Annotated in this window: 20 protein-coding genes; 8 read left to right on the top strand and 12 right to left on the bottom strand. The window is 70.0% G+C overall.

All coding sequences use genetic code 11. From position 1 onward, the window contains the following. Window positions 1-75: 75 nt before the first annotated feature. The 3 genes from AC0Z9V_RS09905 (at window position 76) to sufU (ending at window position 3,123) form a co-directional block, all read left to right on the top strand. Window positions 76-1,224, top strand: coding sequence for a glycosyltransferase family 4 protein (locus tag AC0Z9V_RS09905; protein ID WP_133082056.1), 1,149 nt, complete (start codon window positions 76-78; stop codon window positions 1,222-1,224). Between the two features lie 129 nt (window positions 1,225-1,353). Then, the gene (locus tag AC0Z9V_RS09900; protein ID WP_459269258.1) at window positions 1,354-2,670 is read left to right on the top strand and encodes an aminotransferase class V-fold PLP-dependent enzyme; all 1,317 of its coding nucleotides are present in this window, start codon (window positions 1,354-1,356) and stop codon (window positions 2,668-2,670) included. After that, the gene (sufU, locus tag AC0Z9V_RS09895; RefSeq protein ID WP_133082057.1) at window positions 2,671-3,123 is read left to right on the top strand and encodes a Fe-S cluster assembly sulfur transfer protein SufU; all 453 of its coding nucleotides are present in this window, start codon (window positions 2,671-2,673) and stop codon (window positions 3,121-3,123) included. On the opposite strand, the gene AC0Z9V_RS09890 is transcribed toward sufU, so the two are convergent. The 4 genes from AC0Z9V_RS09890 to AC0Z9V_RS09875 are packed head-to-tail and all read right to left on the bottom strand — an operon-like array spanning window position 3,120 to window position 7,008. Beyond that, on the bottom strand, window positions 3,120-4,817 hold the full coding sequence (locus AC0Z9V_RS09890; RefSeq protein WP_133082058.1) for an ATP-binding protein: 1,698 nt from the start codon (window positions 4,815-4,817) through the stop codon (window positions 3,120-3,122). The genes sufU and AC0Z9V_RS09890 overlap by 4 nt on opposite strands. 9 nt (window positions 4,818-4,826) lie before the next feature. Beyond that, window positions 4,827-6,182: a Na+/H+ antiporter NhaA gene (gene nhaA / locus AC0Z9V_RS09885; protein WP_459269260.1), complete on the bottom strand. Its 1,356-nt coding sequence runs from the start codon at window positions 6,180-6,182 to the stop codon at window positions 4,827-4,829. Window positions 6,183-6,224: 42 nt separating this feature from the next. Next, window positions 6,225-6,452, bottom strand: a complete 228-nt coding sequence (locus AC0Z9V_RS09880) for an SCO4848 family membrane protein (RefSeq protein ID WP_133082060.1) — start codon at window positions 6,450-6,452, stop codon at window positions 6,225-6,227. Window positions 6,453-6,510: 58 nt separating this feature from the next. Then, window positions 6,511-7,008: a DUF2505 domain-containing protein gene (locus AC0Z9V_RS09875; protein ID WP_133082061.1), complete on the bottom strand. Its 498-nt coding sequence runs from the start codon at window positions 7,006-7,008 to the stop codon at window positions 6,511-6,513. Between the two features lie 239 nt (window positions 7,009-7,247). Between AC0Z9V_RS09875 and mfd the strand changes: the two genes are divergently transcribed. Further along, the gene (gene mfd / locus AC0Z9V_RS09870; protein ID WP_485141401.1) at window positions 7,248-10,847 is read left to right on the top strand and encodes a transcription-repair coupling factor; all 3,600 of its coding nucleotides are present in this window, start codon (window positions 7,248-7,250) and stop codon (window positions 10,845-10,847) included. Between the two features lie 112 nt (window positions 10,848-10,959). On the opposite strand, the gene AC0Z9V_RS09865 is transcribed toward mfd, so the two are convergent. The 4 genes from AC0Z9V_RS09865 to AC0Z9V_RS09850 form a co-directional block, all read right to left on the bottom strand. Beyond that, window positions 10,960-11,247 carry a hypothetical protein gene (locus AC0Z9V_RS09865; RefSeq protein WP_133082063.1) on the bottom strand — a complete coding sequence of 96 codons (288 nt, stop codon included), beginning with the start codon at window positions 11,245-11,247 and terminating at the stop codon, window positions 10,960-10,962. Between the two features lie 33 nt (window positions 11,248-11,280). Further along, window positions 11,281-11,961, bottom strand: coding sequence for a deoxyribose-phosphate aldolase (gene deoC / locus AC0Z9V_RS09860; RefSeq protein ID WP_485141400.1), 681 nt, complete (start codon window positions 11,959-11,961; stop codon window positions 11,281-11,283). A 78-nt stretch (window positions 11,962-12,039) separates the two neighbouring features. Continuing rightward, window positions 12,040-13,776, bottom strand: a complete 1,737-nt coding sequence (locus tag AC0Z9V_RS09855; RefSeq protein WP_485141399.1) for a phospho-sugar mutase — start codon at window positions 13,774-13,776, stop codon at window positions 12,040-12,042. Between the two features lie 90 nt (window positions 13,777-13,866). Beyond that, window positions 13,867-14,667, bottom strand: a complete 801-nt coding sequence (locus tag AC0Z9V_RS09850) for a purine-nucleoside phosphorylase (RefSeq protein WP_133082066.1) — start codon at window positions 14,665-14,667, stop codon at window positions 13,867-13,869. 117 nt (window positions 14,668-14,784) lie between these two features. Here AC0Z9V_RS09850 and AC0Z9V_RS09845 point away from each other — a divergent pair, with 117 nt between their 5' ends. The 4 genes from AC0Z9V_RS09845 (at window position 14,785) to AC0Z9V_RS09830 (ending at window position 20,016) form a co-directional block, all read left to right on the top strand. Then, window positions 14,785-16,185 (top strand): NAD(P)H-quinone dehydrogenase, encoded by a 1,401-nt coding sequence (locus tag AC0Z9V_RS09845; protein WP_208740702.1) that lies wholly within the window; start codon window positions 14,785-14,787, stop codon window positions 16,183-16,185. Between the two features lie 160 nt (window positions 16,186-16,345). Then, window positions 16,346-17,758: an MFS transporter gene (locus tag AC0Z9V_RS09840; protein ID WP_133082068.1), complete on the top strand. Its 1,413-nt coding sequence runs from the start codon at window positions 16,346-16,348 to the stop codon at window positions 17,756-17,758. Between the two features lie 198 nt (window positions 17,759-17,956). After that, entirely contained in the window at window positions 17,957-19,330 is a 1,374-nt protein-coding gene (locus tag AC0Z9V_RS09835) for a serine/threonine protein kinase (protein WP_485141398.1), read from the top strand. Then, on the top strand, window positions 19,327-20,016 hold the full coding sequence (locus AC0Z9V_RS09830) for an LPS-assembly lipoprotein LptE (RefSeq protein ID WP_485141397.1): 690 nt from the start codon (window positions 19,327-19,329) through the stop codon (window positions 20,014-20,016). Before AC0Z9V_RS09835 ends, AC0Z9V_RS09830 begins: the two co-directional genes overlap by 4 nt. Before the next feature lie 42 nt (window positions 20,017-20,058). On the opposite strand, the gene AC0Z9V_RS09825 is transcribed toward AC0Z9V_RS09830, so the two are convergent. The 4 genes from AC0Z9V_RS09825 to AC0Z9V_RS09810 form a co-directional block, all read right to left on the bottom strand. Then, complete coding sequence (locus AC0Z9V_RS09825) at window positions 20,059-21,891, bottom strand: acetyl/propionyl/methylcrotonyl-CoA carboxylase subunit alpha (protein ID WP_459269267.1); 1,833 nt, start codon at window positions 21,889-21,891, stop codon at window positions 20,059-20,061. A 108-nt stretch (window positions 21,892-21,999) separates the two neighbouring features. Continuing rightward, window positions 22,000-22,632: a Maf family protein gene (locus tag AC0Z9V_RS09820; RefSeq protein WP_459288226.1), complete on the bottom strand. Its 633-nt coding sequence runs from the start codon at window positions 22,630-22,632 to the stop codon at window positions 22,000-22,002. Between the two features lie 94 nt (window positions 22,633-22,726). Then, window positions 22,727-23,284, bottom strand: a complete 558-nt coding sequence (locus AC0Z9V_RS09815; RefSeq protein WP_208740707.1) for an AMIN-like domain-containing (lipo)protein — start codon at window positions 23,282-23,284, stop codon at window positions 22,727-22,729. A gap of 178 nt (window positions 23,285-23,462) precedes the next feature. Beyond that, window positions 23,463-25,184 carry a DUF885 domain-containing protein gene (locus AC0Z9V_RS09810; RefSeq protein ID WP_485141396.1) on the bottom strand — a complete coding sequence of 574 codons (1,722 nt, stop codon included), beginning with the start codon at window positions 25,182-25,184 and terminating at the stop codon, window positions 23,463-23,465. Window positions 25,185-25,313: the final 129 nt, after the last annotated feature.

Here is a 25,313-nt window from a genome sequence, read left to right as displayed (position 1 = left end):
TCATGAGGACCACCGGCCGAGGGACCCGTTCCCGACGACGCCGGATCGTCCCCGACACTGCTAGCGAAGGCTCCCATGGACTTGACCGGACAGAAGATCGTCATCGCTCATCCCTCGGCGGACCTCTATGGCTCGGACAGGATGATGCTCGAGACCCTCGAGGGGCTGTCCACCTCGGGTGCGGACGTCGTCGTCGTCGTGCCGAACGACGGACCGCTCCTGGCCCGTGTGAGTGCCCGACACGCGGTCCCGGTGATCGTGCCGAGCCTCGTGCTGCGGAAGAGTCTCCTCTCCGCGAGGGGGGTCCTGTCGCTGGTCGCGGGGAGTGCGCAGTCCATCGTCCGGATCTCCGTGTTCCTCGCCCGGAACCGGCCGGACATCGTCTACGTGAGCACGCTCAGCATTCCCTGGTGGCCCATCATCGCGCGCCTGGCCGGATGCCGGGTCCTGGTCCACATCCACGAGGCGGAAGGCCATGTGCGCCCGATCATCCGGCACCTCCTGGCCCTGCCGCTCCTCTTCTCGTCGGAACTGATCGCCAACAGCCGGTACACCGTGAAGGTCTTGGGCCAGTCCTTGCCGCGGACGGCCGCCCGGGCGCAGGTCGTGTACAACGGCGTCGCCGGACCCGCGTCCGTGAGGCGCCCCCGGGAGGAGCTCTCCGACCCCGTCCGGCTCATCTACTTCGGTCGGATCTCGCACCGCAAGGGCGTGGATGTCGCGATCGACGCCGTGGCCGAACTGAGGCGCAGGGGGCGGGTGGCTCGCCTGGACGTCGTGGGGGCGGTGTTCGGCGGCAACGAGGACTACGCACGCGAGCTCGAGGACAGGATCCAGCGCACGGGACTGCAGGACTCCGTGCGGATGGTGGGCTTCCGCGAGGACGTCTGGGCATCGCTCGACGACGCCGACATCGTCCTGATCCCGGCGCGGCTCGACGAGTCGTTCGGGAACACCGTGGTCGAGGCCATGCTCGCGGCCCGTCCCGCTGTCGTCTCCGCGATGCCCGGACTGCTCGAGGCGGGGGACGGGTTCGGCAGCGTCCATTTCGTCGAACCGGACGACGTCGGTCGGCTCGCATCGGCCATCGAGGCGATCGTCGACGACTGGGCCCGGTGGAGCGGGCTCGCCGTCCAGGACAGGCTCCGAGCGCAGGAGCATCACGCGCCGGGCAAGTACCGGGACGAGGTCGTCGCGTCGATCGTGGAGTCGGGGGACTCCTGATGCCGCACACGTCAGGGGCTCCGTAGTTAGGTAGCACTGGGATGCCCCAACGGGCCCCGAGGTGGGACGATTAGGGCAGAGAATCCTTGCGTAATTGCCGCAGGAGATACCCGATCCGAGGAGCTCGACGTGCCCGTGGTTGAAACACCCGTCACACTCACCCCGTCCGATGCCGGGCTGACCGATGCCGAGGTCCACCGCATCCGCAACGACTTCCCGATCCTCGGCACCGAGGTCAACGGCCGGCCGCTCGTCTACCTCGACTCCGGCGCCACCTCCCAGAATCCCGTGAGCGTGATGGAGGCGGAGCAGGAGTTCTACGAGCAGCGCAACGCGGCTGTCCATCGTGGTGCCCACACCCTCGCGGTCGAGGCGACCGATGCCTACGAGGACGCCCGTGCCGCCGTCGCCCGGTTCGTCGGCGCCCGCGCCGGTGAGCTCGTCTGGACCTCGAACGCGACCGAGGGCATCAATCTCGTGGCCTACGCGATGTCCAATGCAGCCCTCGGACGGGGCGGCGCGGCGGCCCGGCGCTTCGCCGTGGGCCCGGGCGACCGCATCGTCGTCACCGAGATGGAGCACCACGCCAATCTCGTCCCGTGGCAGGAGCTCGCCGCCCGCACCGGGGCCGAGCTCCACTTCCTCCCGGTCGGTGACGACGGGACGCTCCGGCTGGAGGACGCCGCTGCGGTGATCACCCCCGCGACGAGGCTCGTCGCATTCTCGCATGCCTCGAACGTCCTCGGCACCATCAATCCGGTCCGTGAGCTCGTCCAGCTCGCCCGGTCCGTGGGGGCGCTCACCCTGCTCGACGCGTGCCAGTCGGTGCCGCACCTGCCCGTGGACGTGAAGGCCCTCGACGTCGACTTCCTGGTGTTCTCCGGCCACAAGATGCTCGGTCCGACCGGGATCGGCGCGCTCTACGGGCGCGCCGAGCTGCTCGACGCCATGCCGCCCTTCCTGACCGGCGGCTCCATGATCACCACGGTGACGATGGAGCGGGCCGAATACCTCCCGTCGCCGAACCGCTTCGAGGCGGGTACGCAGCGCATCTCGCAGGCCATCGCCCTCGGTGCCGCGGCGAACTACCTCGCGGAGACCGGCATGCGACGGATCGAGGCATGGGAGGGAACCCTCGGAGCCAGGCTCGTCGAAGGTCTCGGCTCCATCGACGGCATCCGTGTGCTGGGTCCGGGCGCGGGCCTGCCGCGCATCGGACTGGCCGCGTTCGACGTCGACGGCGTGCACGCGCACGACGTCGGTCAGTTCCTCGACGACAAGGGCATCGCCGTCCGGGTGGGGCACCACTGTGCCCAACCGCTCCATCGGCGGTTCGGCCTCACGGCGACCACGCGCGCCAGCACGTACCTCTACAACACGACGGACGAGGTGGACGCGTTCCTGGACGCCGTCGCGCAGGTCCGTCCCTTCTTTGGAGCATCCTGAATGAGCACCGGCCTCGAACAGCTGTACCAGCAGATCATCCTCGACCACGCGAAGGCGCGGCACGGTTCCCCGCTCCGCGAGTACGACGGCGCGGGCCGGTCGGGGGAGTCCCACCAGCTGAATCCCGTGTGCGGTGACGAGATCACCCTCCGGGCAGGGGTGGCCGACGGCACGGTGATGTCCGTGAGCTGGGACGGGGCCGGCTGTGCCATCTCCATGGCCTCGGCCTCCGTCCTCACCGATCTGGCGCAGGGACTGCCGCGGGACGAGGTGATCTCCCTCGTGGACTCGTTCCGCGAGGTGATGCGCTCGCGTGGTCGGATCGAGGCCGACGAGGAAGTGCTCGGCGACGCCGCGGCATTCTCCGGTGTCTCCCGCTTCCCCGCGAGGGTCAAGTGCGCCATGCTCGCGTGGGTCGCGCTCGAGGAATCGCTCCTGGCCGCCAACGCCTAGCCCGGACTCCCGGCCGTTCCCGGACCGGCTTGGGGCAGGAGCATCGTGAAGCACGTCCCCTGCCCGGGTTCGCTCGTGACGGTGATGGATCCGCCGTGCTCGCTGACGATGCTCTTGGTGATCAGCAGGCCGAGTCCCACGCCCGGCACCGCCGAGGTACGGACCGAGGGCGAGCGGAAGAAGCGGTCGAACACCTGGTGCAGCTCCTCGGCCTCGATCCCGATGCCCGTGTCCGCGACCTCCACCCGCACGCCGTCGTCGTCCAGCGATGCGTCCAGTGTGATGCTGCCGCCCCGCCTGTTGTACTTGATGGCGTTGGTGAGCAGGTTGTCCACCGCCTGGGCGAGCCGGATGGGATCCACCACGGCCTTCAGCGACGACGGTGCGTGGTTGACGAGATGCAGTCCCGCGCGGGAGGCGCGCACGTAGGCGGACGACGCCGCCTCGGCGAGGGTCCTGCCGATGTCGGTCGTCACGGGGTGGACCTCGAAGGTGCCCGCATTGATGGCCAGCAGGTCCTCGACCAGTTGCTCGAGCCGCACGGCGTTGCGCCGCGCCACCTCGATGTACCCGGTGACATCCTCCGGCAGGGACTCGCCGAGTTCGAGGCTCAGCTCGAGGTACCCGAGGATGGAGGTCAGCGGAGTACGGAACTCGTGCGAGACGTTCGAGAGGAAGTCGTCCTTCGCCTGGAGCGCGAGCACCAGTTCCGTCACGTCGTTGAAGGACACCACCGTCCCCGCGAACCCACCGTCGTCGTCGTACATGGAGTGCGAGAAGATGCTGAGGGCCCGCTGGGAGCGGGGAGGACCCACCCAGACCTGCTCGGATTCGAGATCCTCGCCCCTGATGGCGCGGGCCACGGGACGGTCCTCCGGAGGGAGGGGCGTCACGCGGTCCGGACCGAAGATGAGGAGCTCCGCCTCGTTCGGATCGTCGTTGCCGTCGGGAGCCGCCCCGGAGTGTGCTTCCCGCTGCCGGGCGTTCATCAGGATGTCGTGGCCGTCCGCATCCACGGCGAGGAGTCCCACGCTGACGGTGTCCAGCACGGTTCCCAGCAGGCGCTCGCGCCGCCGGCCGGCCTCGACGCTCTCGCGCAGCGCTGCCTGCGACGCACGCAGTGCTTCCTGCCGCCGCCGGTTGTCCTTGGTGAGGGCACTGACGAACAGTGCCAGGCCCGTGAGCATGATGGGCAGCAGGATCGGCTGGATGAAGGAGTCGAGGGCCACCGGTGCGGGCTGGAGCAGCAGGGGGAGCCAGACGATCGCGAGGGAGGCGACGACGGTCACCGAGGCTGCCGTCACGGTCCGCACCCGGGAGGCCGCGATCCAGACCACGGGGAATGCTGCCAGGAGTCCCACGCCGGAGAGGCTCTCGCCGGCCGCTGCACGCGCGAGTCCGACCGCCACGAAGTCCGCCAGGGGGACGAGGATGACCCACCTGTTCGGGATACGGAACCAGGGCACAACGCAGCAGAGCACCAGGACGAGCACGTTGAGGGCCCAGCCGGCGAGGAAGGCCTCGGCCGATGCCAGATCGTCCCGCTCGAGGAGTCCGAGCGCCACGCAGAGCGTGAACGTGACGGTCAGCGCGAGTTCACTCAGGATGATGCGCCGGCCGTGCCGCTTCCGTACGGTGACCCGGCCGGACTCCGTCAGGTCCCCGCTCCGAGCTGCCTTCCCCCGATCGGCCATGGCAGGATCCTAGTCCTCGCGGTCCTCGAAGAGGTCGGGGACGCCGTCGTGGTCGGTGTCGACGGTCTCCTGTTCCTCGATGCGGCGGTAGTGGCGGTTGCGGGTCCTGAGCACCACGCTGGAGAGCAGGGCCGCGGTGAGGGACGCGGTGAGGATGGCGACCTTCGCATGGTCGTCGTGCTCCGTGCCGGAGCCGAAGCTGAGGTCGTTGACGAGCAGGGAGACGGTGAAGCCCACGCCCGCGAGGAGGCCGACGCCGAACAGGTCCCACCAACTCAGGCCAGGGTCGAGGTTCGCCCTGGTGGTCTTGGTGACGAGGAACGTGGTCAGCATGATCCCGACGGGCTTGCCCAGGACCAGGCCCAGGACGATGCCGATGAGGACCGGGTCGGTGAGGGCCGACGCGAAACCCTCCGCCCCGCCGATCGCGACGCCCGCCGAGAAGAACGCGAAGACCGGCACGGCGAAACCGGTGGACAGGGGACGGAAGCGATGCTCGAGGACCTCGGCGAGTCCGGGCTTGCCCGGTCGGGGCAGGGCCGGCTTACCGCCGGACTTCCGCAGCACGGGCACGCAGAAACCGAGCAGTACCCCGGCGACGGTGGCGTGGACACCGGAGGCATGCATCAGGGCCCAGGTGATGATGCCCAGCGGCAGGAGGACCAGCCACGGGCCGCGCGTGGTGCTGCCGAAGAACCGGGGTCTGCGCTGGGCGAGGAGCGCGAACAGTCCCAGGGGGAGGATCATCCACAGCAGGAAGGTCAGGTGGACGTCCTCGGAGTAGAAGAACGCGATGATCGCGATCGCGATGAGGTCATCGACGACGGCGAGGGTCAGCAGGAAGATCCGCAGGGCGCCGGGCAGGTGGGAGCCGATGACGGCGAGGACGGCCAGGGCGAAGGCGATGTCCGTCGCGGTGGGGATCGCCCAGCCGCGCAGGGTGTCCGGCGAGGACAGGTTCACGACCGTGTAGACGAGGGCGGGGACGACGACGCCGCCGAATGCGGCCGCGACGGGCACGATGGCCCGGCTGATCCGGCGCAGGTCGCCGGCGACGAATTCGCGCTTGAGCTCGAGGCCGGTGAGGAAGAAGAACACGGCCAGGAGGCCGTCCGAGGCCCAGGCGCCGACGGACAGCTTCAGGTGCCACGGCTCGTAGCCGAACTCCAGATCACGGATGGCGAAGTAGGACTCCGAGAACGGGGAGTTGGCCCAGATGATGGCGATGGCGCTCGCGATCAGCAGCAGGATCCCGCCCACCGTCTCCTTGCGGAGGATCTCGGTGATGCGCAGGTACTCCGGATAGCTGGAGCGCTGCAGGATCACGGGATGGGCGCCGGACGCCTTCGGGTTCTCGTGTGCCATCGGTCTCCTGGGTGGGGCGGATGTGGTGCGAGCGGCGGTGCCTCAGGCGAGAAGGGCCCGGACGCCGATCACCGCGGTGGCCGCTCCCAGGATCATCGACGTCGAGATGAGCATGATGTGCACGGTCAGGAACCGCGTGGCCGCGCCCTTCTCGTCCCGGGCCCTCGGATCCTTGAGGATGCGGCGCAGGAAGGGTGGCCAGACGATCAGGGTCCAGACGCCGGCGAGGATCAGGATCAGGGCGAGGGGTGTGGGCAGGTGCACGGTCATGTCTTTCGGTGGGCGGAACGGTGCTGCGGGGAGGACGACGTGTCCGGGGCTCCGGCGGTCAGCGGCTCTCGAGCCACTTACGGGCCTCGACCGCCTGCACGTTGAGTGCCTTGCCGATCATGGGCTCGGCCGCGCCGGCGATCTTCCCGCCCAGGAAGGGGATGGACGAGGTGACGTTGCCCTGGAGGTCCACGACGGTGTCCGTGCCCTGGGCGATCAGCCGCTGGACCGCGGCGACGTTCAGCGGGACTCCCGCGACCGTCATCTCGAGCGTCGCCCGGCGCGAGCCGTCGGCCGCCGGTGCATCCCAGTGCTCGGTCTGCGTGACGGAGAGGGTCTCTCCGACGAACTTCCGGGCCATGTCCGGCAGCCGGTGGGTGGGCATGGTGCGGACGGCGGTCAGCGTGAACGCCCCGGCGGTGTCGCCGTCGAGCGTGAGGGATTCCAGGGAGCCTCCGACGTACTCGCTCATGTGGCGCACGAAGCCCTCGTCGGTGAAGACTCCGAGCACGGTCGCGGTGTCGTAGGGGAGCGTGGTGGACGCGTTCAGTGCCAAGGTTCCTCCAGGAATGGTCGCGCGGGTGCGCAGGGCGGTGGGCAGGGTCTTCCGCAATCCTACGGCCTGGCCGATCGGCCGTGCCGGGGCCCTCCCGGTCGTCGGGAAAGCGTCAGGACGGCTTGGTACTGTGGAATCATCCCGGGAACGATTCGTCTTTCCGGGCTCTTGTGCTGTCTCCGCCGCCGTCGAACCGCGGCAGGGGCGGTGGAACCCATGCATGAGGAGCCTGGAACACCATGAGCCTGAACGGATTGCGCACGGCGCTTGCCGAGGATGCGTCCTACGCGCGCGTACGGACCAATGCCTCCCGGCCGGTGGAGCAGCGCAGCGCGGACCTGCAGATCGGGGCGCCCGCCGGCATGCGCGCCCCGCTGATCGCCGAGATGGTCGAGGGCCTCGCCTCGGTGGGTTCCGGTTCCACCGGCGACGCAGCGGTGCCGGTGGTCCTCGCGATCACGGCCACGGGGCGGGAAGCGGAGGACCTCGCCGCGGCGCTGCGCAGCTACCTGCCCGAGAGCGCCATCGAGGAGTTCCCCTCCTGGGAGACACTGCCGCATGAACGGCTCTCGCCGCGCTCAGACACCGTCGGACGCCGCCTGTCCGTCCTGCGCCGGCTCGCCCACCCGGGGGGCTCGCCCGTTCTGGTCATCACCGCACCGATCCGCGCCGTCCTCCAGCCGCTCGTCGCCGGACTCGGCGACCTGGAGCCCGTGGCGCTGAAGGTCGGCGACGAGGTGGCCTTCTCCGACGTCGTGAAGGCCCTCTCCGACGCCGCGTACGCCCGGGTGGACATGGTCACGCACCGCGGCGAGTTCGCCGTGCGCGGCGGCATCATCGACGTCTTCCCGCCCACCGAGGACCACCCGATCCGCGTCGACTTCTTCGGCGACGAGGTGGACCAGATGCGCTGGTTCGCCGTCGCCGACCAGCGATCCCTCACCACGGGGGAGCCTCCTGCCGCCCTGTACGCCCCGCCGTGCCGCGAGATCCTCATCACCCCGTCCGTCATGTCGCGGGCCGCGACACTGCAGTCCGAGCTGCCGGCCGCGGCATCGATGCTCGAGAAGATCGCCGGCGGCATCGCCGTCGAGGGCATGGAGTCCCTCGCTCCGGTGCTGGTCGATGCGATGGTGCCGTTCGCGGGCGAGCTGCCACCCGGGTCGATCGCCGTCGTCATGGAACCCGAGAAGGTCCGCGCCCGCGCCCACGACCTCGCCGCCACCAACGAGGAATTCCTCGCAGCCGCGTGGGCCACGGCATCCGACGGCGGCGCGGCCCCGCTGGACCTCGGCGGCCGCCTCGGCACCGACCTGCAGGAGGCGAGCTTCCGCTCCCTCACCGACACCCGCTCGACGGCGCTCGCGAACTCGGTCGCCTGGTGGGGCATCACGAGCTTCGGTGCGGACGAGGAGCTGAGCGATGTCGACAGCTTCTCCCTGCACGCGCGCGAACCGCGCGGCTACCAGGGTGACGTCGCCGAGATGATGGACTTCATCGGCGGCCGCGTGCGCGACCAGTGGCGCGTCGTCGTCGCCACGGAGGGCCCCGGCCCGGCCCAGCGCCTCGCCGAGCTCTTCTCCGACAACGACATCCCGGCCAGCCGGGTCGATTCGCTCGACGGACCCCCGCAGGCGGGCATCATCGAGATCACCACGGCCTGCGCGGGCCGCGGCTTCGTGGTGGACGGGCTCAAGCTGGGCCTCCTCACCGAGGCCGACCTGCTCGGGCGGACGAGCGCCGCGGGTACGCGCGACATGCGCAAGATGCCCTCGCGCCGCCGGAACGCCGTCGACCCCCTGCAGCTCAAGGAGGGTGACTTCGTCGTCCACGAGCAGCACGGCGTGGCGAAGTTCGTCGAACTCCTGCAGCGCTCCACGGGCGCCGGCCCCACCCGCACCACCCGCGAGTACCTCGTCCTCGAGTACGCGCCGTCCAAGCGCGGAGCACCGGGGGACCGCCTCTTCGTGCCCACGGACCAGCTCGACCAGGTGACGCGCTACGTCGGGGGAGACGCCCCGGCCCTCAGCAAGATGGGCGGCTCGGACTGGAGCAAGACCAAGAACCAGGCGCGCAAGGCGGTCAAGGAGATCGCCGGCGAGCTCATCCGCCTCTACTCGGCGCGCATGGCCTCACGGGGCCACGCGTTCGGACCCGACACGCCCTGGCAGCGCGAGCTCGAGGAGGCGTTCCCCTACGTCGAGACCCCCGACCAGCTGACCACGATCAACGAGGTCAAGGCCGACATGGAGCGCGAGGTCCCGATGGACCGTCTCGTCTCGGGTGACGTCGGCTACGGCAAGACCGAGATCGCGGTGCGCGCGGCGTTCAAGGCCGTGCAGGACGGCAAGCAGGTCGCCGTGCTCGTGCCCACGACGCTGCTGGTCCAGCAGCACTTCGAGACGTTCTCCGAGCGTTTCTCGGGCTTCCCGGTGCGGGTCCGCGCGCTGTCGCGGTTCCAGACCGCGAAGGAGTCGCGTGAGACGGCGGAGGGCCTGACCTCGGGTGCCGTCGACGTCGTGATCGGTACCCACCGGCTGCTGTCCAAGGAGGTCTCCTTCAAGGATCTCGGGCTCGTGATCGTCGACGAGGAGCAGCGGTTCGGCGTGGAGCACAAGGAAGCGCTGAAGAAGATGCGCACCAACGTGGACGTCCTGGCGATGAGCGCGACGCCGATCCCGCGCACGCTCGAGATGTCACTCACGGGCATCCGCGAGACCTCGACGCTCGCGACGCCGCCGGAGGAGCGCCACCCCGTGCTCACGTATGTGGGCCCCTACACGGACAAGCAGGCGTCGGCGGCCATCCGGCGCGAACTGATGCGGGAGGGGCAGGTGTTCTTCGTGCACAACCGCGTCTCCTCGATCGACCGCACGGCGGCACACCTCAAGGAGCTGGTGCCCGAGGCGCGCGTGGCCGTGGCGCACGGCCAGATGACGGAGTCGCGCCTCGAGCAGATCATCGTCGACTTCTGGGAGAAGCGGTTCGACGTCCTCGTCTGCACCACCATCATCGAGACCGGCCTGGACATCTCCAACGCCAACACCCTCATCGTCGACCGCGCCGACTCCTACGGGCTGTCGCAGCTCCATCAGCTCCGCGGCCGCGTGGGCCGTGGGCGCGAGCGGGCCTACGCGTACTTCCTGTACCCGTCCGAGAAGCCACTCGGTGAAGTGGCCCTCGAGCGGCTCAAGGCCGTCGCGGCCCACAACGAGCTCGGCGCGGGCATGCAGCTGGCCATGAAGGACCTCGAGATCCGCGGCGCGGGCAACCTGCTGGGGGGTGAGCAGTCCGGCCACATCCAGGGCGTCGGCTTCGACCTCTACATCCGCCTCGTCGGGGAGGCCGTCGCCAATTTCCGGGGCGAGGCCGAGGAGAAGGCGGCGGAGATGAAGATCGAGCTGCCGGTCAACGCGCACCTGCCGCACGACTACGTGCCGGGGGAGCGGCTGCGTCTGGAGGCGTACCGGAAGCTCGCCGCCGCCGTCACCGACGAGGCGATCGACGCCGTCGTCGCCGAGCTGAAGGACCGTTACGGGGAGCCGCCCGCAGCCGTCCAGAACCTGGTGTCCGTGGCCCGCTTCCGGGTCGCGGCCCGCGCGCTCGGCCTCACGGACGTGGCGCTGCAGGGGAACTTCATCAAGTTCGCCCCTGCCGAGCTGCCCGAGTCCAAGCAGATGCGCCTCACGCGGATGTACCCCGGGGCGGCGATCAAGCCGGCGCTGAACGCCGTGCTCGTGCCCAAGCCGAAGACCGCGCGGATCGGTGGCAGGGACCTCGTCGACGCCGAGATCCTCGACTGGGCGAAGAACGTCCTCGACGCGGTGTTCACGGCGTAGTCGCGGTCCGTGCTGCTGCCTGTTCTCCTTCCCGGAGACGAGGAAGAGGCCGTCCCTGCGGGGACGGCCTCTTCCGTGTCCGGGGTGGCGCTGCCGGGCGCCCGGTACTACATCAGGAACTGACGCTCGTCGAGGTCTCCTTCTCGTCGGTCCGGTTGCCCTCGGCGAGGTTGAAGCCGGTGTCGGCGCGCCCGAGGATGCCCTGGGGGATGTAGAAGACGAGGAACGCGACGACGACGATCACGGCCATCGGCCAGACGTTCTGCGGCGTGAACCACGTCAGCAGGTACATGCTGAGCAGGAACGCACCGAAGATCAGCACGAACCACACGATGTTGCCGACGAGGTGGCCCTTGCCGGCGTGGGCGGGCTGGCTCTCGGCGTTTGTCGGGTGTGACATTGGATCTCCTTGCGTGATGGATCTGCTGCGCCGTCAGTAGCCTGCAGCGCCCTGTTCTCCCTTAACGATAGCGACTCCGGAGCTCGCGCCGATACGCGTTGCACCGGCGTCGATCATGGCGCGTGCATCCTCGAGCGAGCGCACGCCGCCGGAGGCCTTCACGCCCAGGTCGGGGCCCACGGTCCTCCGCATCAGCGCGACGTCCTCCACGGTGGCGCCGCCACCGTTGAAGCCGGTGGAGGTCTTGACGAAGTCGGCGCCTGCCTCGACGGCGGCCTCGCATGCAAGCACTTTCTGTTCGTCGGAGAGCAGCGACGTCTCGATGATGACCTTCAGGAGGGCGCCGTGCTCGTGCACGGCATCGGCGACGGCGAGGATGTCCTGGACGAGTGCGTCCCTGTCGCCCGCCCGCGCCGCGGCGATGTCGATGACCATGTCGATCTCGTCGGCGCCGTCGGCGACGGCGCCGCGGGCCTCGAGGACCTTGACCTCGGTCGTGGTGGCGCCGAGCGGGAAGCCGATGACGGAGCAGGTGAGGACGCCGCTGCCCTTCACCGCGGTGCGCACGGTGCTCACCCAGAGGGGATTCACGCAGACGGACTTGAACGAGTACTCGACGGCCTCGCGGCATACCGTGAGGATCTGCTCACGGCTGGCTTCGGGCTTCAGGAGCGTGTGGTCGATGTAGGAGGCAAGGGATGCATCGGTAGGCATGGCCTCCATCTTTCCATGTCGCCGCACCCGATTCCTCCGGTCCGGACCATCGGGTGCGAGCGGGTGCGAGCGGGAGGGTCAGAGGCCGAGGGCTTCCTCGACATCGCGTTTCACGGCGTCCAGGCGCACACGGGCGGCACTCTTGGCCGCGTCGAGCTCGGCGGCCGAGCCGACGGGCTCCACCACCTCGAGGTAGCACTTCAATTTCGGCTCGGTGCCGCTGGGGCGGATGATCACCCGCGTCTCGTCCTGGGTCAGGTACAGCAGTCCGTCCGTGGGCGGCAGGTGCGCCGAGCCCTGGGCGAGGTCGTCGGCGATGCTCACCGCCGATTCGGCGAACGACGACGGCGGGTTCTCGCGCAGCCTGTTCATCATGGCGCCGAGCAGACCCAGGCTGCCGACGCGCACCGAGAGCTGGTCGGAGGCGTGCAGGCCGTGGACCAGGAAGGCGTCGTCCAGCAGGTCGAAGAGTGTGCGGCCGGAGGTCTTGGTGGCGGCGGCGAGCTCGGCCAGCAGGAGGCCGGCGGAGATACCGTCCTTGTCGCGGACGAGTTCCGGTGCCACGCAGTAGCCCAGCGCCTCCTCGTAGCCGAAGGACAGGCCCCGCACTCGGGCGATCCACTTGAATCCGGTCAGCGTCTGCATGTGGTCGATGCCGGACACGGCCGCGATCCGCCCGAGGAGGCGGGAGGACACGATCGAGTTCGCGAAGACGCGGTGGCGCGTCCCCTCGGCGCCCGTCCCGTCGCCGTCCGGGAGTCGGGCCGCGAGGTGCAGGCCGAGGAGCGTCCCGACCTCGTCGCCGCGCAGCATGCGCCAGGCGCCGGTGGAGGGTTCACGAGCGGCGAGTGCCACGCGGTCGGCGTCGGGATCATTGGCGATCACGAGATCCGCACCGACCTCGGCAGCGGTCTCGAGTGCGAGGTCGAGGGCGCCGGGTTCCTCCGGGTTCGGGAAGGCGACGGTGGGGAAGTCGGGGTCCGGCTCGGCCTGGCGCTCGACGACGGTGACGTCGTCGAACCCGGCGGCGGCGAGGACCGCCCGCGCGGTGCGCCCGCCCACGCCGTGCAGGGGAGTGAGGACGATCCTGAGGTCGCGATCCATCACCGCCGGGTCGGCGAGGCCGGCGACGGCGGCGACATAGTCCGTCTCGATGCTCTCGGGCAGCACGGTCCAGCCCCCGGAGGCGAGGTCGACGGCGTCCACCGCTGCGATGCGGGCGGCGATGCCGGCGTCGTGCGGTGCCACGATCTGGACGCCGCGGGCATCCTCCTCGACGGCCCGTCCACCCAGGTACACCTTGTACCCGTTGTCCTGCGGAGGGTTGTGGCTCGCGGTCACCATGATGCCCACCTCGCAGTGCAGCGCGCGGATGGCGTAGGCGAGCACCGGCGTGGGCAGTTCACGCGGCATCAGGAAGGTCTCGATGCCGGCCGCGGTGAAGATCGCCGCCGTCTCCTCGGCGAAGATCCGGGAGTTGTGGCGGGCATCGAATCCGACGACGGCACGGGGCGCGTAGGCACCGGCGGCGAGGCCGAGGGCGTGGGCGGCGACCCCGGCAGCGGCCCTGCGGACCACCACGCGGTTCATGCGGTTGGGGCCGGCGCCGAGCGCCGCACGCAGGCCGGCCGTGCCGAAGGCGAGCGGACCCGAGAAGCGGTCCCGCAGCTCCTGCTCCGACACGGCGGCGGACGCGTCCGCGGACCGCACGGAGCCGACGAGCGTGCGGAGCTCCTCCGCCGTCCGGGGATCCGGGTCGGCGGCGGCCCAGGCGTCGGCGGTGTCGAGGAGGATGTCGAGTTCCGAGGTGCTCATGGTGGTCCCTAACGTGGATCGGCGGAGGCTGCCGTACGGGCGTGCCTGCGGTGCTGCTGGCGTACGGGGTCCGGTCGGAGCCCGTTCGATCTAGAGCGTGGCGACGATGTCGGCGAGCAGGCGTGAGATGCGCGGCCCTGCGGCCTGGCCGGCCTCGAGGACCTCGGTGTGGCTGAGGGGGACGGGGGAGATGCCGGCGGCGAGATTGGTCACCAGTGAGATGCCGAAGACCTCCATGCCCGCGTGGCGTGCCGCGATGGCCTCGAGCGCAGTCGACATGCCCACGAGGTCGGCGCCGATGCGCTTCGCGTACTGCACCTCGGCCGGCGTCTCGTAGTGGGGACCGGTGAACTGCGCGTACACGCCCTCGTCGAGTGTCGGGTCCACCTGGCGCGCGAGGGCGCGCAGGCGTGAGGAGTAGAGGTCGGTCAGGTCGACGAACGTGGCACCCTCGAGCGGCGAGGACGCCGTCAGGTTGATGTGGTCGCTGATGAGCACCGGGGTGCCCGGCTGCCAGTGCTCCTGCAGCCCACCGCACCCGTTGGTGAGGATCATCGTGGTCGCACCCGCGGCGGCTGCGGTCCGGACGCCGTGGACCACGGCGCGGACGCCCCTGCCCTCGTAGAAGTGGGTGCGGGCGCCCAGGACGAGGGCGCGCTTGCCGTTCGGCGTGAGGACGGAGCGGATGGTGCCGGTGTGGCCGACGACGGCGGGTGCGGTGAACCCTGGGATGTCGGCGGCGTCGAGGGTGGCGGTGGTCTCGCCGATCAGTTCGGCCGCCTCTCCCCAGCCGGATCCGAGGACGAGAGCGGTGTCGTGCCGGTCGATGCCGGTAGCGCGGGCGATATGGTCGGCAGCGTCGCGGGCCAGGTCAAAAGGATCAGAAGTCACCGATCCAACTTACCCTCTGGTGAAAGACCGGACCACCGGCCGAGGCACCCCACGAAGCCCCACGGCAGGGGCATCCGCCGTTTCGGGGTGTCGGTGGCATGGGCGATAATCGAACGCGTGACCAATCAACTCGATTTCAGCTCATTGCGCCTGGCCATCCTGGGCGGAGGGCCCGGCGGCTACGAAGCGGCCATGGTCGCTTCCTCGCTCGGAGCGAAGGTGACCATCGTCGAGCGCCAGGGCCTCGGCGGATCGGCGGTCCTCACGGACGTCGTGCCGTCCAAGACCCTCATCGCCACGGCGGACACGATGACGCGCTTCACCGACGCGAGCGGGCTCGGCGTCCACTTCTCCGCGGACAGCAAGGTCTTCGCGGATCTCGACAGGGTCAACCAGCGGCTGCTGAAGCTCGCCGTGGAACAGTCCTCCGACATCCGTGCCACGCTCGAGCGTCTCGGCGTCCGCGTCATCATCGGCACCGGCAAGCTGCTCGACAACCACCGGCTCGAGGTCGAGTCGGAGGGTGAGACCTCCGTCATCGAGGCGGACGCCGTCCTCCTCGCCGTGGGCTCGACGCCGCGCGAACTGCCGAGTGCCATGCCCGACGGCGAACGCATCTTCAACTGGACGCAGCTGTACAACCTCCGGCAGATCCCCGAGCACCTGATCGTGGTGGGTTCCGGGGTCACCGGAGCCGAGTTCGCCAGCGCCTACAACGGCCTCGGTTCCAAGGTCACCCTGATCTCGAGCCGCGATCGGGTGCTCCCCGGTGAGGACGCCGACGCCGCCGAGGTCCTCGAGGGCGTGTTCAAGGACCGCGGCATGACCGTCCTGTCCCGGTCACGCGCCGATGCCGTAAACCGGACGGACGACGGCGTGGTCGTCCACCTGTCGGACGGCCGGACGGTCGAGGGCAGCCACTGCCTCGTTGCCGTCGGTGCCGTGCCCAACACGGCGGGCATCGGCCTCGAGGATGCCGGCGTCGCGGTCGGGGAGTCCGGCCACATCCAGGTCGACGGCGTCTCCCGCACCACCGCGCCCAATGTCTACGCCGCCGGCGACTGCACGGGCGTCTTCGCCCTGGCCTCTGTCGCGGCGATGCAGGGCAGGATCGCGATCGCCCACCTCATGGGTGATTCGGTGAGCCCCATCAAGCTCAAGCAGGTCGCGTCGAACATCTTCACCTCGCCGGAGATCGCCACGGTGGGCGTGACCGAGGAGGACATCGCGTCCGGGCGGTACCAGGGGGACGTCGTGAAGCTCTCCCTGCATACCAATGCCCGCGCGAAGATGATGAACGTCAGGGACGGCTTCGTGAAGGTGATCTCGCGCAAGGGCTCCGGCACCGTGATCGGCGGCGTCGTCGTCGGTCCCCGCGCGTCCGAGCTGATCTTCCCGCTCGCGCTCGCCGTCACCAAGAAGCTGCACGTGGACGACGTCGCGAACACGTTCACCGTGTACCCCTCGCTGACCGGGTCCATCTCCGAGGCGGCGCGGCGCCTGCACGTGCACCTCTAGGCCCGCCGGCGGGAGGTTCCCGGCGTCCGCATGGTGGACACGCTTATCCACGTGCTGGACGCCGGTGATCTGATATTGGGGTTCAAACCGAAGCACGGGCGCCGTGCCGCGAGGGCTCCGTGCACCTGGCGGCGGCGCCTCGTCCGAGAAAGCCGCCGCCATGACCTCCTCTACTTCCGCTGGTGCCAGCGGGACAACCACGCCCCTGAACAGCAGGGGCCGGGTGATCTTCGCCAGCCTCATCGGCACGACGATCGAGTTCTACGACTTCTACATCTACGCCACGGCCGCCGTCCTGGTCTTCCCGGCGCTGTTCTTCCCCAACCAGAGCGACGCGAACCAGCTCCTCAGCTCGTTCGCCGTCTTCGGCGTCGCGTTCGTCGCGCGTCCGCTCGGCTCCATCGTCTTCGGCCACTTCGGCGACAAGATCGGGCGCAAGGCGACCCTGGTCGCCTCACTCCTGACCATGGGCATCGCCACCTTCCTCATCGGACTCCTGCCGGCCGCGACCAACCCGGGATGGGTCTTCCTCGCGCCGCTGCTCCTGGTGGTGCTCCGATTCCTCCAGGGCCTCGCGCTGGGCGGTGAGTGGAGCGGTGCTGCGCTGCTCGCCACCGAGAACGCTCCCGAGGGCAAGCGGGCCGTCTACGGCACCTTCCCGCAGCTCGGGGCGCCCATCGGCTTCATCCTGGCCAACCTGCTGTTCGTGCTGCTCAGCACCACGCTCAGCCCGGAGGAGTTCCTCGCCTGGGGCTGGCGTGTGCCGTTCCTGCTGAGTGCCGTCATGGTCATCATCGGCCTCTACGTACGGCTCAAGCTGATCGAGAGCGCGTCCTTCCAGAAGGTCCAGAAGACCGGCAAGGTGGTGAAGGTCCCGCTCGGCACGACCTTCCGCCTCCACTGGCGCCGCCTGATCCTCGGCACCTTCATCATGTTCGCCACCTACGTCCTCTTCTACTTCATGACGGCGTTCACGCTGACCTACGGCACGGCACCGTCGAGCCTGGAGCAGGCCCGGGCGAAGGCCGAGGCCGCCGGCGGCACGTTCACCGAGGCCCAGGCCGCGGCGTTCGTCCCCGGTCTGGGGATGGCGCGCACCGACTTCCTGTGGATGCTGATCATCGGCGTCGTGTTCTTCGGTATCTTCACCGTCGTGTCCGGTCCGCTGGCCGAGCGCTTCGGACGCCGCAAGATGCTCCTCGCGACGACGGTCGGTATCGCAGTCTTCGGACTCCTCTGGGCTCCGCTCTTCGGGGCAGGGACGATCGGCGCCATGGCACTCCTGATCCTCGGATTCATCCTCATGGGGTTGACGTTCGGGCCGATGGCCGCCGTGCTGCCGGAGCTGTTCCCTGCGAACGTGCGCTACACGGGCTCCGCCGTGGCGTACAACGTCTCGAGCATGATCGGCGCCGCGCCGGCGTCGTTCATCGCCGTCGCACTCTGGCAGGCAGCCGGGGGAAGCACCGTGCTGGTGGGCGCCTACCTGACCGTGGCCGCCGTCGCCACCTTCATCGCGCTCTACATCTCGCGTGAGACGCGTGATCACGACTACGAGAACAACGTGGCCTGATCCCCGCGCCTGCCGTAACCGACGGCGCCGTACCCACCGGGTGCGGCGCCGTCGTCGTTCCGCCGGAGCCGTGGTGCCGCCGCATGCCCGTCGCCGGTGCCCGCCGTACACTGGATGGGAAGCCGGCTTATCAATCAGGGGTGCGTGGACTGCGCGCGCCCGCGAGCCGGACGATTCGGGGTAGCGGGAGCGGGTGACATGGAGAAGCAGGCGCTGGCCGGGCGGTACGCCCTCGGGGAGCGGGTCGGTACGGGCGGCATGGCGGAGGTGTTCGCGGCGCGCGACACGCGCCTCGAACGGGACGTCGCCGTGAAGCTCTTCCGTCCCGGGACCGCCGACGGCCTCGAACGGGGATCCGCCGAGGCGCGGATGCTCGCAGGGCTCGACCACCCGGGGCTCGTGCGCGTGCTCGACATGGACAACGGCGACGACGCAGGCGACAGCACCTACCTCGTGATGGAGCTCGTGAAGGGCCCGGATCTCGGGGTTCTCCTGAAAGCCTCCGGGAGCATGGGCCGCGAGCAGGTCCGGCTCATGGCGCTCGACCTCGCACGGACGCTGCACTACATCCACGGCCGCGGCATCGTGCACCGGGACATCAAGCCGTCGAACATCCTCACCCGCCCTGCCGACCCCCAGAGCGGCCTGTTCCGCTACCTCCTCACGGATTTCGGCATCGCCCGGTTCTTCGACGGCGGCCGGATGACCGCGACCGGCCAGGTGATCGGCAGCGCGGCCTACTTCAGCCCCGAGCAGGCCCGCGGTGACGGCGTAGGGCAGCCCTCCGACGTCTATTCGCTGGGGCTCGTGATGATCGAGGCGCTGACGGGTGAGAGGGCCTTCCCGGGCACGGGCGTCGAGAGCGCGCTGGCTCGCCTCCACCGGAGTCCGTCCATCCCCCATGGCGCCGGCCCGGCGCTGTCCGCGCTCCTGGTCTCCATGACCCTCGATGATCCCGCGGACCGGACCGACGCCGCGGGAGTGGTACGGGCGCTGACGGCGATGGGTCCCCAGCGGCCGGCGGAGGCCCCCGCGACCCGGGCCACCCCCGTCGACGACCCGCCGACCGCAGCCATGCCGTTGCCCGGCGCCGTCGGCTCCGGTACGGGACCGGCGGCATCGTCGCCGGGAACCGTCGACGGGACGGCGCGGATCCCGCAGGCTGTCACCGCGACGCGCGTGGCAGGTCCTCCCACGGGTACGACGGCTGAGCCGGAGCGAGCCGTGGCGAACACCGCTCCGACGTCCGCTGCGGCTGCGGCTCCAAGAATGAGGCCATCCCCTGGTCGCACGGCGCGCGGTCTGTCCGGCCCGGCCGGGACGGACCCGGCGGAGCCGTCGAGGCGAGCGGACAGCGAGGTGCCGTCGTCCGAGCACCGGCCGGCCGGGCGTCGTCGCCCAGCCCTTCCGGTGCTGTTCACCGTGCTGCTGCTCGCTCTGGTGGCGGCGGGGATCTGGGCCTTCATGACCCTGTCCGGCGGCACGTCGTCGCCCGACGTCGAACCGCTGCCGGCCGTGTCCGGTGAGCCCGGCGAGAAACTCCAGGAACTCTACGAAAGCGTGCAGCGATGAGGATGGGCCTCGAGACCAGATTCGCCGTGCTGGCCGCTGGAATACTCCTGCTGGCGGGGTGCGGAAGCGAGGCCATCGACGCCGGGACGGCCGGGGACTTCCAGGCCGAGGTGCGGACCATCGCCTCGACGGCTGCTGCCGGTGACCCCGCCGGCGCGATCGCCCTCGCGCAGAGGCTGAAGGGCGAGGTCGACGACGCCCGTGCGGCAGGCGCCGTCACGGAGGACAGGGCCACGCTCATCGGGATGCGGATCGACGCCCTCGTAGCGTCCCTCGGCGCCGGACAGGTCCCGGCGGACGCGACACCTCCTGTCCCGGCGCCGAGCGACGACGCTCCTGACGGGGAAGCACCTGAGGATGGAGCGACCGGCGAGGATACTGCCGAGCAGGCGCCGGCAGACCCGGCCCCGGCGGAGGAGCCCGCTGATCCCGCACCGGCCGAGACCACGGAACCGCCGGCACCGGTACCCGCCCCCGTCGAGGAGGGTGACGGGGAGGGCGACGAGGAGAGCGGGGATACGGGCTCGGAGGACACCGGGGCGGATCCTGCACCGGGCAACAGCGGAGGCAATGCGGCGGACCCGGCCGAGCAGCAGCGCAAGGCCGAGGAGAAGGCCAGGGAGGCTGCCGAGAAGGCGGCGGAGAGGGCCCGCGACAAGGGCAAGGGCGAGAACGGAGGCAACTGACCTCCTCCGGTGACGGGTCCTCCCCGGCTCCTCTCCTGCCGATCAGTCCCGGATCGAGGCGATGACCGACCCGGCGGAGACCGTGTCTCCGGGCGCTGCCGCGAGACCTGTCAGCGTTCCGGCCTTATGGGCCGTCAGCGGCTGCTCCATCTTCATGGCTTCGAGCACCACGATCAGGTCGCCCTCGGCCACGACGTCGCCGTCGGCTGCAGCGACCTTCACGATCGTCCCCTGCATGGGGGAGGTGAGCTCGTCGCCGCTCACGGCGGTGGACTTGCCGCCACGCGCACGCGAGGACTTCTTCGACTTCGCCGGGGCGCCGGCCTTGCCGTTCGAGGCTGCGCCGAGCCCGGCTGGCAGGACCACCTCGAGGCGGCGCCCGCCGACCTCCACGGTGACGCGCTGCCGGAGATCCTCGTCGGACGCCGGGTCGGGCGCACCCTGCCAGGGCTCGATGGTGTTGGTGAACCCGGTCTCGATCCAGCGGGTGTGGACCGAGAAGGGCCCCTCGGCCGGTGCGAAGGCGGGGTCGGCGACGACGGCGGCGTGGAAGGGGAGCACGGTGGGCATGCCCTCGATGACCATCTCGGCGAGGGCGCGGCGCGCACGCTGCAGCGCCTGCTCACGGCTGGCGCCGCTCACGATCAGCTTGGCGAGCATGGAGTCGAAGTTCCCGCCGATGACCTCGCCGGCCTCGATGCCCGAGTCCACGCGGATACCGGGACCCGTGGGCAGCGTGAGGGTCTGTACCGTACCGGGCGCCGGCATGAAGCCGCGGCCGGCGTCCTCCCCGTTGATCCGGAATTCGAAGGAATGTCCCCGCACCTCGGGGTCGCCGTAACCGAGCTCCTCGCCGCGGGCGATGCGGAACTGCTCGCGCACGAGGTCGAGGCCCGTCACCTCCTCGGAGACGGGGTGCTCCACCTGGAGGCGTGTGTTGACCTCGAGGAAGGAGATCGTTCCGTCCTGGCCCACGAGGAACTCGCAGGTGCCGGCGCCCTGGTAGCGGGCCTCGCGGAGGATCGCCTTCGACGATTCGTAGAGCCGCTCGTTCTGCTCGTCCGAGAGGAAGGGCGCGGGTGCCTCCTCGACCAGCTTCTGGTTGCGGCGCTGGAGCGAGCAGTCACGGGTGGACACGACCACCACGTTCCCGTGCGCGTCGGCGAGGCACTGGGTCTCGACGTGCCGTGGGGCGTCGAGGAACCGCTCCACGAAGCACTCACCGCGGCCGAACGCGGCTGTGGCCTCGCGGACAGCCGAGTCGAACAGCTCAGGGATCTCCTCGTGGCTGCGAACCACCTTGATCCCGCGACCGCCGCCACCGAAGGCGGCCTTGATGGCGATGGGCAGTCCGAACTCCTGCGCGAAGTCGACGACTTCCTGCACGGACGCCACGGGATCCTTGGTGCCGGGTACCAGGGGAGCACCGACCCGGGCCGCGATGTGGCGGGCCTGGACCTTGTCGCCCAGCTGGGAGATCGAGTGCGGGGACGGGCCGATCCAGGTGATCCCGGCGTCGATGACGCGCTGCGCGAACTCCGCGTTCTCCGACAGGAAGCCGTAACCGGGGTGGATGGCATCGGCACCGCTGCGCTGCGCCGCCTCGAGGATCCGGTCCATCACGAGGTAGGACTCCGCGGCCGTCTCCCCGCCGAGCGCGAAGGCCTCGTCGGCCATGCGCACGTGCAGCGCGTCGCGATCCGGGTCCGCGTACACGGCGACCGACGCGATGCCCTCGTCCCGGGCTGCGCGAATGACGCGCACGGCGATCTCCCCCCGGTTCGCCACCAGGACCTTCGTCACCCGGTGGTGCAGCCGCCCGTCGGGCTCACTGTCGGGTAGGGCGGGGGACGGGGCAGGGGGGGACTGGCTCATGGGGCGTCGAACTCCTTCTTCTCAGTCCGGAGCCTAGCCCGGTTTTGGAGCTTCCGCCCAGAAATCGTGGCGATGGGGAGTGTTGTCCGCCATTCTTTTGTAGGGAACCTACAAGGTCACGGACGGCGCCCACAGGTCCGTGATCGCTACTCCTGCGGACTGCAGGAGGGCGCGCAGCGTGGAGATGCTGAGCCCGACCACGGCGTGCGGGTCGCCGTCGACGCGGTCGATGAAGGCACCGCCGAGCCCGTCGATGGTGAATGATCCGGCACACTGCAGCGGCTCGCCGCTCGCGACGTACGCTTCGACCTCCGCGTCCGACATCGCGCCGAAGTGGACCGTCGCGGAGGAGACGGCGCCGATCGTGGCACCGGATCCGCCGTCGCGCGTGTCCACGAGCCAGTGGCCCGTGTGCAGGACGCCGGACCGCCCGCGCATGCGGCGGATCCGCTCCACGGCGACCGACGGCTCGTAGGGCTTGCCGTGCGCCTCGCCGTCGAACTCGAAGACGGAGTCGCAGCCGATGACGAGGGTGTCGTCGGCCTCGGGCAGTGCCGCGACGGCCTCGGCCTTCGCGCGTGCCAGGAGCAGGGAGGTGTCGTGGGCGTCGAGCGTCCCGTAGGAGGCGACGACGGCCGGTTCGTCCACGTCGGACACCAGGACGGAGTGCCGGATCCCCGCCTCGGCCAGGAGCTTCGTGCGGGCGGGAGACTTCGAGGCGAGGATCAGGCGGAGGGTCATGGACCAAGCCTAGGCGGCAGTGCACGGGGCGGGTGGAACGGTGGCGTGCCTGCCGGTCCCGGCACTGCAGCGGGACGGGACCGGCAGGAATCTGTCACCAGTAGTGGGCGACGTCGACCACCACCCTCGAGGCGGTGCCGGAACCGGGTATGACGAAGGCACGGAAGGGGAGCCGTGCCCTGACCCCGAGTGCGAGCGTCGTCTGCCCCTCGAAGCTTCCAGCCCATGCGACCTGGCGGAAGGTGGAGTAGCCCGTCACGTTCACGAGCTCGCGGCCGTTGGCGAAGGTGTACGTAGCGACCCCGTTCCGATAGGCGGGAGCTTTCACGACCACGGAGAGGCGAGCCCCGCCGCGCACCGGGACGACGAACCCGGATCCGTCGCTACGGACTGCGTCGACGTATCGGACGGTGTAGCCGTTCACAGGCCCACTGACGTCGATCACGAGCCGATCGAAGCAGTCGTGCCGGCCGGAACGGACGTTGATGATGGGAGCGGAGGACAGGGTGCCGGCGGTCTCCGCCGTCGAACCCCAGGTGATGCCGCAGTATGCGGCGGATGCCGGCGGTCCCCCTGCGAGGCCGAGGCCTGCAGCGAGGGCGAGTGCGGCGAGTGTGGCGGAGAATCTCCCCGTCAGGCGCGATCTGTTCATAGCGCACCACCTTGTAGAGCTGGATAGGTGCACCCATAGTGCGCCTGCCCTCAGGGAAAAGCGCCGCCGTCGCGCTGAACGCCGCCCAATCGTTAGGGGTACACCGAATCGTTAGCCGGAGCCGCCGGACGGCAGTGCCCGGCGGGCGGAGGTGATCCCGCCCGCCGGTCACGGGGAACTACGAGGCGGACACCAGTGCCCGGCGCAGCGTGTCGAGTCCCACGGAGCCGAGGTTCAGGGCGCGCGTATGAAAGGCCCGCAGATCGAAGGCGTCGCCCTCGCTCGAGCGCACCTCGTCACGGATCTGCTCCCACAGGCGCTGGCCGATCTTGTACGACGGCGCCTGTCCCGGCCAGCCGAGGTAGCGCGTGTACTCGAAGTTCAGCTGGCCCTCGCTGATGGCGATGTTCTTCTTCAGGAAGTCGTAGCCCTTGTCCGGCGTCCAGGTCCCCTCGCCCCAGCGTTCCGGGATCTCCAGCTCGAGGTGCACACCGATGTCGAAGACGACGCGGGCGGCGCGCATACGCTGCGCGTCGAGCATCCCGAGGCGGTCTCCCGGGTCGGCGAGGAAACCCAGTTCCTGCATGAGCCGCTCGGAGTAGAGCGCCCAGCCCTCGCCCTGCCCCGACACCCAGATGGCATTGCGGCGCCAGGGGTTCAGGAGTGCACGCTGGTAGGTCGCCGTGGCGACCTGCAGGTGGTGGCCCGGGATGCCCTCGTGGTAGACGGTGGTGGTCTCCTTCCACGTGGTGAAGGAGTCCTCGCCCTCCGGCACGGACCACCACATGCGGCCCGGGCGGGAGAAGTCGTCGCTGGGGCCCGTGTAGTAGATGCCGCCCTCGTTGGTCGGGGCGATCCTGCACTCGAGCCGGCGCATCACGTCCGGGACGTCGAAGTGCACGCCGGCCAGCGCGTCGACGGCCCTGTCCGAGAGATCCTGCATCCATGCCTGGAGCGCGTCGGTACCGTGCAGCTGGCGGGCGGGATCCTCGTCGAGGATCCGCATGGCCTCCTCGATCGACGCACCCTCGCGGATCTCGTTCGCCACGGCCTCCTGTTCGGCGATGACGCGATCGAGCTCCTCGACGCCCCACTGGTACGTCTCCTCGAGGTCGACGGCGGAACCGAGGAACACGCGCGACATCAGGGCGTAGCGCTCGCGCCCGACGGCGTCCTTCTCCGGTGCGGTGGGCAGGAGGTCGTCCTGCAGGAACGATGCGAGGGAGCGGTAGGCGCCACGGGCGGCTTCCGCTCCGGCGCGGAGCTGCTCGCGCACCGGCGCCGGCAGCTCGCCGTCGTCCCCACGCTCCGTGGTGCCGAGCGAGTCGAAGAATCCGCCGTCCTCCGCGTACTTGGCGGACTGCTCGATGACGATTTCCACCTGGCGCCGGGCAGCGACGTGACCGCGCTCGCGGCCCGCGCGCAGGGACGAGATGTACCCCTCGATCGCGCCGGGGACGTTGGCCATGCGGCCGGCGATGTTGCCCCAGTCCTCCGCGGTGGCCGTGGGCATGAGGTCGAAGATCGCCCGGATGTCCTGGGCCGGGCAGGCGATGTTGTTCAGTTCGGCGAAGCTGTAGCCCGCCTCGTGGATCTCGAGGTCCAGCCCGAGCCGTTCGCGCATCGCGTCGAGGGTGACGGCGTCAACGTCGTCGGCGGGCTGAAGGCCCTCGAGCAGTCGCAGGGTGTTGCGGGCGGCCTCGGCGAGGGCTTCGATGCCGGCCGGCGAGTAGTCCTGGTATTCGGTCTCGTGGCCGGGGATGCCCAGTTCGGTGGCGAAGTTGGGTATCAGCTCGAGGAGGGTCTCGTAATACGAGGTGGCGACGGCGTCGATGGCCGTGGACCGCCGTGCTGGGTGCTCGCTGGAGGAGGGGACGGGAGCTGGGGTGTTCTGGGTCACGTCCAGAGCCTAGCGCCAGCCGGTTGCCGAAGGCCACCGAGTGCCGGGTGCGCGGCACCGTCGACCGGATGATCGCCGAGGGACTCGCGACGTAGGGTGCAGGAATGACCACAGCAGGTGCACGTCCTG

Source organism: Arthrobacter sp. UYP4, from assembly GCF_057291175.1.
This window is presented reverse-complemented; position numbering and strand designations above follow the sequence as displayed.

Excerpts from the sequence above, each read along its gene's own strand:
- AC0Z9V_RS09835 (WP_485141398.1), top strand. The coding sequence starts at position 17,957 with ATGGAGAAGCAGGCGCTGGCCGGGCGGTACGCCCTCGGGGAGCGGGTC.
- deoC (WP_485141400.1), bottom strand. The coding sequence starts at position 11,961 with ATGCCTACCGATGCATCCCTTGCCTCCTACATCGACCACACGCTCCTG.
- AC0Z9V_RS09815 (WP_208740707.1), bottom strand. The coding sequence starts at position 23,284 with ATGAACAGATCGCGCCTGACGGGGAGATTCTCCGCCACACTCGCCGCA.
- AC0Z9V_RS09820 (WP_459288226.1), bottom strand. The coding sequence starts at position 22,632 with ATGACCCTCCGCCTGATCCTCGCCTCGAAGTCTCCCGCCCGCACGAAG.
- AC0Z9V_RS09830 (WP_485141397.1), top strand. The coding sequence starts at position 19,327 with ATGAGGATGGGCCTCGAGACCAGATTCGCCGTGCTGGCCGCTGGAATA.
- AC0Z9V_RS09865 (WP_133082063.1), bottom strand. The coding sequence starts at position 11,247 with ATGTCACACCCGACAAACGCCGAGAGCCAGCCCGCCCACGCCGGCAAG.
- mfd (WP_485141401.1), top strand. The coding sequence starts at position 7,248 with ATGAGCCTGAACGGATTGCGCACGGCGCTTGCCGAGGATGCGTCCTAC.
- AC0Z9V_RS09825 (WP_459269267.1), bottom strand. The coding sequence starts at position 21,891 with ATGAGCCAGTCCCCCCCTGCCCCGTCCCCCGCCCTACCCGACAGTGAG.
- AC0Z9V_RS09880 (WP_133082060.1), bottom strand. The coding sequence starts at position 6,452 with ATGACCGTGCACCTGCCCACACCCCTCGCCCTGATCCTGATCCTCGCC.
- AC0Z9V_RS09905 (WP_133082056.1), top strand. The coding sequence starts at position 76 with ATGGACTTGACCGGACAGAAGATCGTCATCGCTCATCCCTCGGCGGAC.
- AC0Z9V_RS09890 (WP_133082058.1), bottom strand. The coding sequence starts at position 4,817 with ATGGCCGATCGGGGGAAGGCAGCTCGGAGCGGGGACCTGACGGAGTCC.
- AC0Z9V_RS09855 (WP_485141399.1), bottom strand. The coding sequence starts at position 13,776 with ATGAGCACCTCGGAACTCGACATCCTCCTCGACACCGCCGACGCCTGG.
- sufU (WP_133082057.1), top strand. The coding sequence starts at position 2,671 with ATGAGCACCGGCCTCGAACAGCTGTACCAGCAGATCATCCTCGACCAC.
- AC0Z9V_RS09840 (WP_133082068.1), top strand. The coding sequence starts at position 16,346 with ATGACCTCCTCTACTTCCGCTGGTGCCAGCGGGACAACCACGCCCCTG.
- nhaA (WP_459269260.1), bottom strand. The coding sequence starts at position 6,182 with ATGGCACACGAGAACCCGAAGGCGTCCGGCGCCCATCCCGTGATCCTG.